The organism is Candidatus Abyssobacteria bacterium SURF_5 (assembly GCA_003598085.1).
Classification (GTDB): Bacteria; Abyssobacteria; SURF-5; order SURF-5; family SURF-5; genus SURF-5.
This window is the reverse complement of sequence record QZKU01000006.1, coordinates 1-11,032: the sequence shown is the minus strand read 5'-3', so window position 1 is coordinate 11,032 and position 11,032 is coordinate 1. Positions and strand designations below refer to the sequence as shown.

Genomic DNA, 11,032 nt, shown 5'->3' with positions numbered 1-11,032 from the left:
TCGCGATGGACACCCTTGCCGTCCGGCTAGCAGTTCCCCCTGTCGGGCCTGCAAAGGACTTGCACCTTCAAGTGAGTGCGCCCTGCCGGGCACACCAAATGGAGAAGGGCGCCTCGCCTTGGAAGCGCCCTCTCCCCCTCTTTGCTCATTCGCTCCACTGCTGAGCGTGGAACATTTTGCTATCTATTGTGCCGGCAAGGATCAGTCCTTGGCGTGACACTTGTTGCACAGACTCCTCTGGACGGTCATATCCAGCGGAGCACCGGAATACTGAGCCAGGTAAGGCTCACCGGCCGGATGGCTTTCTGTCAACTCGGTCTGAGCGAAATCCCAACGGCCTGCATCCGGATACGGCGATGCATGAGCACGATGGCAGGTCAGACACATCACTCTACTTGCGGACGTGGTACCGGTGGTGCTGGTGGTAGTGTTCGCAGCATCTTCAAACGGCACCAGCGGCAGGTAAGCCGTCGCCTGCGCGCCGGTCATATTGCCCGTCGTGACGTATGCATTGTAGTTGTTGGATAACGTCGTGCCGACGCCGACGTCTACCGGGTGAACCAGGTTGCTGGTCATTCCGGAGTGCATGCCGGCATGACAGTTCGCGCACCAGTCGCTCATCCCGCTGAGATAAGCCGTGTGCTGACTCAGTTTTTCGGCTGCGCTCCCGGTGAGAGTGGTGCTGCGTCCGTTATCTATGATAGCCGGAGCAGCGTTGGTGAAATTGAATCCACCAACGTAGTTTGCGGCCGTCGCGCCGACACCATAGAGCAACAGGTCGTTACTGTCTTCCCCATGCGGGTCATGACAGGAGTTACAACCCATGTACGTTGCATTGTAGGTTCCACCAGGCGAGGTGGTAAGCACGGGGTCCGCCGTCAGGCCATTGCCCGGAGCATCCAGGTTATGACCATGTTCGCGGCCTTCTACAATGTAGTTGCGGCTGTGGGCGGTCCACGTGACGTCCTGCGTCACCCAATAGTAGTCACCGCCGGGGCCGAGGGTCTGCCCATCAATGCTTAACTGCCCGTAGTTCTTATGGCAGAGCAAGCAGGTATCGCTCGGCGTGGCATCTTTCAACAAGAATGGGTTGCCTGTTGCGGAATTCGGATCAACCAATTGACCATGCTGGCTGTTGTGCATGGTGTGGCAGCCGCCGCAGTAAGCGACGCCGTCGTCATGGAACGCCATAGCCGCAGGCGCGTAGACTCCCGCGATAAGGAATGTAGCTACCATCAATACGAATGCCTTTTTCATTGTTTCACCTCCCCCCTGTTCAGATGTTTTGTAAGTCGACGTTGAGTACTCCCTTGGCGCTTCCCGTCTGATCTCATTCCACTACCTCCTTCACCTTAAGAACTTGCACTTTGTCACCGTATCTTTGGGAAACATAGAGACGTCCATATCTGTCTATCTCGAGTCCGCTCGGAAAGAAGAACCAACCCGGAGATATGCCCATGCCGCCGAATTCGGTCTGGTAATTGCCCTGACTATCGAAAACCGATATACAGTGCCTCTGCTTGTCGAGCACCAGCATGCGCCCGCGGTTGTCCGCGACCACGTCGACCGGAAATGCCAGTTTGCCGGGGCCGCCTCCTTTGATTCCGAAATTCGTGACAAGCTGGCCTTGGGAATCGAACACTAAAATTGTCCCAAGTGTGCTGACGGGCAGATAAACCCTGTCTTCTTTGTCAATCATCAGATTGCCAAAGATAACCTCCTCACGGTCTTTTTCTGACATCTCAGGCGTTATGGTGAATTTCAAACGGCCTTCGCTGTCGAAAGCGAGAAGGCGGCCGTGTTTGGGGTCGGAAACATAAACGGTATTGCGCGAATCGATCGCGATGGCTTCCGGCATGACGGAATCGCCGTCGGGCAAACCCTGGAGCTTCAACTGAGACAGGTACTTCCCTCGAAAATCAAAAACCTTGATGCTGCGCCCGCCGGAGCCGCTTTGCAGAACATAGATATCTCCGAGATCATTCAGAGCGACGCTCAGTGGGAGAGACAAATCGTCATTCTCGAACTGAAAAATCTGAAGGCCTTCCTTGCCAAAGATTCGGATGCAGCCGTTTCCCGTGTCGACGACATACATCTCATTGCGTTCTGGATCGCAGAGCACAGCGTTATGGTTCCGGAATCGGGAATCTTTGGTTGGGCCCTGCAAGTCGTATAAATGGACGGCCTCTATTTTTAATGCCGCATACGTTGGAGAGGCAACGAAGAGGGAAAGGGTAACTGCGAAAATAATGAAGGAAAAACTATGAAGTCTCTGAATAAGGCAAACGCCTGCAGATTTCTTGTTCACATTCTGCCGTTCGCGTTTGATCTTCATCTGCCGCACTTTCGGTGATCTACTGCAACTGGTCGAGTGCTTGCCCTCATTGACTGCGTCGCCTTAAAAGGCAATCTGCATGCCAGCCTTACTAAATCGTGATGGAGAGGAAAATTTTTCCGATTTATTTCCCATAGGTCAATTCCTCCGCTCTTTATTGAAGGACATAAACGCAATATCTGTAGTAACTTACCATCTATTACGAAATCGTATTCGCAGAACCCGCCAAAGACTGGTTTGATTTTCCTTCTCCAAGCAGAAGGAAGAAAGGCAGAATTTACTTGACTAAAAGCTTTCGCGGCTTCTTTCGGAGGTCTGGAGAGCGCGAAATGACCCATCTAGTGGGTTGTTTCACCCAAATATGATTCGACTAAAAGGCCGGAACAACTTTGGATGAGGAGAAGAGCGTTGAAAGGCGGGTGGCAGTGAGATGTTGTGCGGAAGGCGAAATTTAATGTGGGTTTTCTAGAGCGCCTTATGGCATTGGATGCATAGTTCCCGCGCAGCGGGATAATGCACCAGGTACTCCTCGTTAGAAGAATGAGGATCGTGGCAGCTCACGCAATCGAGCACCGAGCCGTCGCGGGGATCGATTACGTCTTTTCCAAAGGGATGGCTGATGCTGTGTTGCGCGCCGTGGCATCGCTTGCACAATTCGATGACGTCGGTCTTCAGCATTGACGCCACGCTTGCAGCGTGAGGCTCATGGCAGAGTTCGCACTGGCCTTTGACGACCGGCTCGTGAACGACTTTTCTTTGTAACTTCTCAAGGAAGCCCTGATGACAGCCGGCGCACAGCAGTTGCTTGTTCTCTTTCATGAGGAACCGCTGATCCGAGGCGTGAGGGGAATGACAGACAGAGCATTTTCCTTCTGCGACGGGAGGATGGGCGATGGGTTTGGCAAACTCCTGCCACATATCAGAATGGCACGAGCGGCATAGGCTGTCTTCGGACTTGACCAAAGAAAACGGCTTTGAGCTGTCCGGCTCCCTGTGGCAGTATGAACAGAGCTTCTTAACCATAGGCACATGGGCGACTTTTCTGGTAAGCGCCTTTTCGGCGGATGCATGCGGGTCGTGACAATCGGCGCATCCCGCCTTACCCACCGGGTAGCCGGCATGAGCATTATTGAAGCTGGAATTGGTGCCATCGTGGCATTGTACGCACAGCTGTGAGCTGGATTTGCGCAGCAGATTGTGTCGGGGCGAAGAGTGTGCAGAATGGCATTGCAGGCACTCCGCCTTTTCGACCGGTGCATGTACATGCTCTTGGGCGAACTCCTTTTTCTCATCTTGATGACATGTATAACAGAGGTCCTTCTTACCGACGCTCAACAGGGAGGGATTTGCAGACGCATGAGGCTGGTGACAACTGAGGCATTGCCCCTCTTTGACCGGCAGGTGCGAATATTCGGATTCAAATTCCGATGGGTCCTCTCCATGGCAATTGAAGCAATATCTGCTTCTTGGAGCGGCGACAAGTTTCGAATTATTTGAGGCATGGGGATTATGGCAGCCGACGCAATTTCCAAGCCCAACCGGCGCGTGCACCTGCTTTCCTTGCCAACTGTCTTTCAGATCCTTATGACAGGTGTAGCATAGCTTCTGATAATCCTTTTTCCTGACGATCTCTTTTCCCGCGCCGTATGATTGTTCCACCAGAAGCGGGCAGATAAGAAGAAGGGCCGCCAACAGAAGAGGAATTTGTATGTGTTTCTTTTTCATCAAGCAATCTCAGCGGCTTTCGCTCAGGTCTTCCTCAATGACATAGCTCGCAACGGAATGATCCGTATGGTTCATGAATGAAAGCCGGCAACAACCCATTCTTCGCGGAGGCATGCGGGTCATGGCAGCCGCTGCAATCCGCTTTGGCTACGTCATATCCCCTGTGGGATTTTAGAAACTCATCAACGTTCACATCGTGACATGAGGCGCAGAGCACGCTTGTCTTATCGACGACGAGCGATGTGAATTTGCTGATATGCGGCTCGTGGCAGGTCAGGCAGTCCCCCCCGCCCACCGGTTCATGTATGACATCTTTTACGAAGAGTTCCTTTTGGCTGGTATGACATTCATAGCAAAGGGAGGAGCCGTCTTTCTTCAAGAGGGATTCGCCGCTTGCCACATGCGCTTCATGGCAGCCGAGGCAGTTACGTTGCCGCACCGGTTCATGCACATGATCGGCCTCGCCTTTCTCACTGAAATCTTCGTGACACTGATAGCACAGCTCCTGTGATGAAACGTGCAGAAGCTTCTCTTGCCTGCTTGAGTGGGCGGGATGACATGTTGAACACTCTCCCGATCCGGCGGGGGCGTGCTTCTCGCCAACCTTCAGCTTCTCTTCCAAATCCGAATGGCAGCCGTAGCACAAACCCGGTTCGCCCGAGATCAGGAAATTCTGTTGATCACTCCCGTGAGCGTCGTGACATTTTTCGCATCGTCCTGCGCCGAAAGGATCGTGAATATTTTGGTGTTGCCCCTGTTCCTTGACAGCAGAATGGCATTCGGTGCAAACATTGTATGTTCGGTCACGCAGTAATGCGGCAAACGTGGAGGTATGAGGACCATGACATTTGAGGCATTCGCCTTCTTTGAAAGGCTCATGCTGATTCTTGCTCTTGAAAGCCTCATGATCGTGGTGACATTGCAGGCAGAGTTGCTTGCCGGGCTGCTTCGCCAGATACGGCTGTTCACTTGCATGGGCATCATGGCAGGCCGAGCAATCCCCCTTCTCGAGCGGGTCATGACTTGAAACCTGTTTCGATTTCGGGAAAATAATCTCATCATCATGACAGCGATTGCATACCTGTTCCTGCCGGCTTGCCAGCAACGCCGGAAAGCGCGACCCGTGCGGGAGATGACACTCGCCGCATTCGTCTCCGCCGAAAGGCGGATGCACATTGGTGAGCTTTAGTTCGTCCTGGACATCCGAGTGGCAGGTAAAGCAAAGCTTGCCGCCGCTCTGGAGCAGCTTGGGCTTGGTTCCTTCCTGGGGCGGAGTATGACATGCCTGGCAATCCTCCCCCGCCGGCGGATGGAATGAAAGCTGAAGAAGGCCATCGCCCGTCGAAGAATGCGGATTGTGGCAGGAACTGCATTTGCTCTGTGACACGTCGTAATTTTGATGTTTTTGGGCGAAAGGAGGCTGCTGGGCCGAATGGCAGCCGGCGCACACCTCGACCTCCGGCTTTCTCAACAATTGGTCAGTGGAGCCCGAATGTGCGACGTGGCAGGTGAGGCATTTTTCTTCCTTCACCGGGGAATGGACGACCGCCCGTTGGAATTCCTCCTTGTCCGGATGGCAAGTTGCGCACAGACCCTCGCCGCTTTCTTTCAAAAGCGATTCATTCGAGCTCGAATGCGGGTCGTGACATTTCCAGCATACCCCTTGCTCGTTCTGGAAATGCTGCACGGGCTGATCGAAAATCGCTTTTTGCTCTTCGTGACACGGGAAACAGAGCGACGCATCAGGGGATTTCAAGAGGAGGGTTTTCAGCAGTCCATGTCGCTTATGGCATTGCTCGCAATCCTGATCCCTGAACGGCTGGTGTGCGACTTTATCAGAAAGGCGTGGACGCATATCTTCATGGCAGTCAAGACATGCCTTACCCATGCGTCTGCGCGAGGGTTGCGTCTCCGCGCAATGCACAAATGCAACCGATATGATCGAGAACAGAATAAAGACAGCAAGCAACCGGAATCGGAACAAATGAGCCGCCATCTGCAATTTCAAATTACCTTTTCCCACAGTACATGCTATTTTAAGTCTTCATACGCAATGAATTGGAAGTAGTATCCCGGCTCATGGATTGCGTGTGGAATGAGGTTCTGGTAGAGAATCCATGACTCGTACAACAGGTCCTCTTGGAAGGAAACAGCCAGTTGGAGAGCCGGGTTCAGAGGTTCGTTGGAACGCGAAACGACCTCTTTAGAGTTCATATTCAATTCAAAATCCGGGACAAAACGCTGCAGTTTCACATATAAATCGGTATCGGCAATGAAAAAGCCTTCATGCAGATGGACTACGTGATCCTCGTGAGCCTGAAAATCGGAAATATGACGCACCCGGACGGTGAAAGCAGGCTCCGATGTTCTCAGGGTTTGACAGCCGAAGATCGAGAGGAGAGCCACCCAAAACAAGCCCGCGGCAAACCTCCCCGAAATCCCAGCGTTCATATATTTGATCATGCCTCAGTCTTTGTCGAAATCACCAGGTTGAAAGGCAAGTTCCATGCCAGCGGATATCAGCGCCCTAAACGTAACTATCCAACCAAAAAAAGGCGCTTGCGTCGATCCCGAACTGCGACAGGCGCAAGCGGAAGAACTTCCAAACTTACATCATTAGGTATGAAGTCAACTTCTGCCTGATACAGTGGCAACATGCTACCAGATCATGGGATTCCTTGTCAACCCCGGATAGGCGGTTGAAGACGATCGGGGGGAACAAAAAAGCTTGCATCCACGGTTGTGAACCTTGGTGCAAGCCCTTATAAGCATGATTCTGTGGGCGCTACTGGACTCGAACCAGTGACCTCTGCGATGTGAACGCAGCGCTCCAACCAACTGAGCTAAGCGCCCCGCCCTAGGGATAGTATATTGCAGCGCATTGCCTTTGTCAACGCAAGGCGCCATACCTAGGCTCTACTCCTGGAGTGCCCTGAGTTTTATCTTTGCCTGATCGGCTTCGCTGGAAAGCGGGTAGGCATCAATCACCTGCTGAAACATTTCTTTCGCATCAGAGTCGCGCCCTAGTTGCAGGAAAGCGTAGCCCGCCTTCAACAAGGCACGAGGAACCTTGTTGCCGGTTGGATACCTTTCGACGACCAGTTTGAAGGAGTTTGCGGCCTCTTCATACTTCCCCTCGGCGAAGTAGCACTCGCCGATCCAGTACTGAGCGTTATCGGCAAGATCAGTTTCCGGAAATCGCCGCAAATATTCTTCGAACTCGCTGCGCGCAAGGGAATATTTCTGCCGCACGTAATCCTCGTAGGCCGTATCATACAGCTTCGTGTAATCAATAACATCAACCGGTGGCGGGGCGACCCGAACATCGCCCGCGTCTTGCGAGGGTATAGCCTGCGCCTGGGGAGAAGACGGCGCCGACGGGACTGGAGGCACCGGCGGCATTGAAGGAGCCACCGAAGGCGAGGGCACAGGCGGAATCGCAGGCACAGGAGGCGGCGAAGGAATCTGCCGTTGAGGAGCCGCTTGCACAGGGCCCGGCTGTTGAGGGGATGCAGGAGTCGAAGAGAGTGGCGACTGCGCGGGCGGTTGCTGGCTGCTATACGGCTGTCCAGCAGCAGGAGGCGGTTGAACCGGCTTGCTCATTGCCCGCAAGGCTTCCATCTGGTTGACCAGGTTCAACTTGAGGTTTGTAAGCTCCTGCTTGAGCGACTCCAATTGGTAGGAGGATTCCTCCGTTTTGCTCTCCAGACGCTGCTGGCCCTCATGCAATTCTATCAGAGCTTCCCGTTGCGCCGCCTGGTTGCGGAGGATATCCTGATTACTTGAAGCGTCCGGCGCATTAAGATCCTGCTTGATTTCCTCGATGTCGCGCCTCATGCGAACCAGGTCGGACCTTATGTAAGTAATATCCTCTTGCGAAGTGAGCGTCTGACATCCTGCCTGCCCCATGAAAAAATAGGAGAGCACACACACCCCCAGCAGCCAGGCCTTGGATAAATGTTCCATCTATCCCCCTTTCGCTTGGTGATATCGCGTTGGGGACATCAACGTCTACAGCGATATCGCAAAATCATCACGCCTGTTGAACTTCCAAGCCGACTCATCATGCCCATCGACGGCCGGTTTTTCCTCGCCGTAACTGATCGTGAAAATGCGGTCGGAGCTGATGCCCAGGCTGATCAGGTAGCGTCGTGCGGCGAGAGATCTGCGCTCGCCAAGGGCAAGGTTGTACTCGGTAGTTCCGCGCTCGTCGCAATTTCCCTCGATCCGAATGTTTTTCGTGGGATTCTGCTTGAGCCACTGAGCGACTTGTTCCAACGTCGCTTTCGCTTCGGGTGAAAGGGCGGAACTGTCGTAGTCAAAGTATACGCTTTTCAAAGATTCGCCGGCGTCGGTAAAGACAAGGTCTCCAGGTCTGTTGCTCTGCAACAGAGCGAGATCGCCTTCTTCGAATCCAGTGGCTGCGCCTTCGCCAAGCCTGGCTTCGGCCTCCTTGTCAGCCGTCGAAGTCGTTGCCGCGGCGCTTTTTGATTCCTCCGGGAATTTCGCAGTGACCGCTCCGCTTTTGCGGGCGCACCCGATCCCGATTGAAGTCACAGTAAACATCAGGAGCATCAAGCCAATTGTAATGCGACGCATCTCCCGCCTCCTTCTCTCTCAAATCACATTTTCCTTAAAAAAATCAATTGCTCAAGCGAACGACTACAGATCTTCCCCGTGTGGTTCTTTAGGAAGACCACGCAGGTGACATATGATCACCTCCTCCGAAGGTAACCTGTTTAATACCTGAACCATCAGCTCTCATCAAATAGATATCTCTTACGCCATTTCGTTTCCCGGAAAACGCAATGTACTTGCCATCGGGCGACCAGACCGGGTCTTCGTTTCCGCCGTTTGTGGTTATTCTGCGGGCGTCGGCTCCGGTTGGACCGATGGTAAATATGTCAGGTTTGCCATTGACCATCGACACGTAGGCAATTCTATCCCCCTGTGGCGACCAATCGGGCGAAGTATTATACGATCCGGAATAGGTCAGCCTGCGGACGTAAACTCCTTCGCGGTCGACGATATATACCTGCGGCGAGCCGGATCGGTCTGAAACAAAGGCTATTTCCCTGCCGTTCGGGGACCAGGAAGGGGAAGTATCCGCGGCGGAATTCCTCGTGAGTCTCGTAAGCGAGCCGTCCTTGAGCGCGAGCAGGTACAGTTCTGGGTTTCCATCCTTGCTCAGAGTAAGGGCCACGGTTTTGCCATCAGGCGAAAACACTGGAGTTGTATTGAGCCCCACATACGCCGAGATTCGCTTGGAGCTTCTGGCTTTCAAGTCTATCAAGTAAACGTCCGGGTTATGATCGCGGTAAGAAGTGAAAACAATTTTTGTGCCATCGGGCGACCAACTGGGGGAAAGCGCGATAGACTTGTCGTAGGTAAGCTGATAGGAGCCATGTCCGTCGTAATTCATGATATGGATTTCTTTAGAGCCGCCCTTCTCTCTGGTGTAAGCTATTGAGGTATGGGCGATTCCGGGTTTGCCGGTGTAGCGGTAAACGATTTCATCGGAAAACGCATGAGCGATCGTGCGCACGTCTCGCGTGGTCCCTTTATAAGACTTGCCGACGATGCGACTTTCAGATTCGACATCATAAAGTTCACATTCGAAAGCGACGGCGCCGCCGGTTTCTTTGCAGCGCCCTTGAAAGGCCGCCTGTACGTCGAGCGGAACCCATGACTTGAGCGGAACGAATTCGCCCTGGCTTACTCTCACATTTATCGGAGGTGAAGGATAGACTTCGAAAATCCCGGTGAAATCCAGGTCGTCGCGTAGAACTTGCGCGAATTCGGCGGCCGCGTTTGCGGTCGTTTGCAAACGAGTGCCGGGATCGAGAACGATAGGAGGAATCCCGATTTTAATTTTCGCAGTCCCCGGCTCAATAATATCAATGATGATATCGCTTTCCCCGCGAAGTGCGACCGGCCAACTAACGAGAAGAAAAACAAAGAGAATTTTAACGAAAAGATACTTCATGCACTTTCTCCATATGCGAAACCGAAACGTACGCCCAAACTCGTTCCGGTATATCCTTCCGGAAGAGGCGGAAACGGGGCCGATCGCAGCACTGCGCGATAGCCGGATTGATCCAACTCAAAGATATTCGACGATTCGAAAACCACCGGCTCCGAAACCAAACTTCCGTCACGACCAATTTCAAAACGTATGACCACTCTCGCACTTGTCCCCAACCTGAGCGCATGCAACGGTTCGATCCAGTTCTGCCAGACTTTGCGCCGGATGATTTCAATGTACCACTTCAGCTCGGGGGTGATGTATTCCGCATCAAGATCGACCGTGCTCTCGGCCACCGGCTCGGGCTCCCCTTTGGCCACCTCCGTCGGCTCGGCTTGCGGAGGTGGCGGAGGAGCCTCTTCCTTCGCCGGCTCGATCGGCGCCTTCACTTCAGGCGGTTCCTGTTTCGGCTCAGGCGCTTTTACAACCTTCGGTGCTTCAATTTTTTTTTGTGGCGGTGGCGGCGCCGCTTTTTTTTCAACTACCGGCTTCGGCTCGGGTTTCGGTTCGGGCTTTGGCTCCGGCTTCGGTTCGGGTTTTGGTTTCGGCTTAGGCTCTTCTTTCTTCGCGGCGACCTGCGCAGCTTTCGCCTTTTTCTGAGGCTTTTTTTTCTCGAATTCAACAAGATCAACCGTATAAACCACCGGCTGAAAAGGCTTTCTGAAAGGCAGATTCAGTACCTTGACAAAGACAAAAGTAAGCGCCAGGCATACATGTATAAGAACCGAATACATGAGCATTCGGCTCCATTGTGGGTTTTCCCAGAATCCGCTAATAAGCACCTGCGGATTAACAGGGGCACTGACAGTTCGAACGATAAAATGTCGCATGATTTTATTTAAAAATTATGGGTCCTCATGAGAATTTGTGGGTGAGAAAAAGTCATAAATAATTGAAAAGCATGAACTAAATCCTGCATATCGAGTGTCTGAAGAGGATACTTGAAA

9 protein-coding genes and 1 tRNA gene are annotated in these 11,032 nt (G+C 53.0%); all 10 read right to left on the bottom strand.

The window, feature by feature from the left end; all coding sequences use genetic code 11:
- Window positions 1-201: 201 nt before the first annotated feature.
- On the bottom strand, window positions 202-1,257 hold the full coding sequence (locus C4520_00555) for a hypothetical protein (GenBank protein ID RJP26569.1): 1,056 nt from the start codon (window positions 1,255-1,257) through the stop codon (window positions 202-204).
- Between the two features lie 73 nt (window positions 1,258-1,330).
- Window positions 1,331-2,335 carry a hypothetical protein gene (locus tag C4520_00550; protein ID RJP26568.1) on the bottom strand — a complete coding sequence of 335 codons (1,005 nt, stop codon included), beginning with the start codon at window positions 2,333-2,335 and terminating at the stop codon, window positions 1,331-1,333.
- A 465-nt stretch (window positions 2,336-2,800) separates the two neighbouring features.
- Window positions 2,801-4,060 carry a hypothetical protein gene (locus C4520_00545; GenBank protein ID RJP26567.1) on the bottom strand — a complete coding sequence of 420 codons (1,260 nt, stop codon included), beginning with the start codon at window positions 4,058-4,060 and terminating at the stop codon, window positions 2,801-2,803.
- Window positions 4,061-4,094: 34 nt separating this feature from the next.
- Window positions 4,095-6,068, bottom strand: a complete 1,974-nt coding sequence (locus C4520_00540; GenBank protein ID RJP26566.1) for a hypothetical protein — start codon at window positions 6,066-6,068, stop codon at window positions 4,095-4,097.
- 23 nt (window positions 6,069-6,091) lie between these two features.
- Complete coding sequence (locus tag C4520_00535) at window positions 6,092-6,523, bottom strand: hypothetical protein (protein RJP26565.1); 432 nt, start codon at window positions 6,521-6,523, stop codon at window positions 6,092-6,094.
- A gap of 316 nt (window positions 6,524-6,839) precedes the next feature.
- Window positions 6,840-6,913: transfer RNA gene (locus C4520_00530), tRNA-Val, on the bottom strand.
- Window positions 6,914-6,976: 63 nt separating this feature from the next.
- Window positions 6,977-8,026, bottom strand: a complete 1,050-nt coding sequence (gene ybgF, locus C4520_00525) for a tol-pal system protein YbgF (GenBank protein ID RJP26564.1) — start codon at window positions 8,024-8,026, stop codon at window positions 6,977-6,979.
- Window positions 8,027-8,071: 45 nt separating this feature from the next.
- Window positions 8,072-8,626 (bottom strand): peptidoglycan-associated lipoprotein Pal, encoded by a 555-nt coding sequence (pal, locus tag C4520_00520; protein RJP26570.1) that lies wholly within the window; start codon window positions 8,624-8,626, stop codon window positions 8,072-8,074.
- Between the two features lie 121 nt (window positions 8,627-8,747).
- Window positions 8,748-10,046, bottom strand: a complete 1,299-nt coding sequence (tolB, locus tag C4520_00515; protein RJP26563.1) for a Tol-Pal system beta propeller repeat protein TolB — start codon at window positions 10,044-10,046, stop codon at window positions 8,748-8,750.
- A complete protein-coding gene (locus tag C4520_00510) occupies window positions 10,043-10,825 on the bottom strand; it encodes a TonB family protein (GenBank protein ID RJP26562.1) in 783 nt (260 codons plus the stop codon). Before C4520_00510 ends, tolB begins: the two co-directional genes overlap by 4 nt.
- Between the last annotated feature and the right edge of the window lie 207 nt (window positions 10,826-11,032).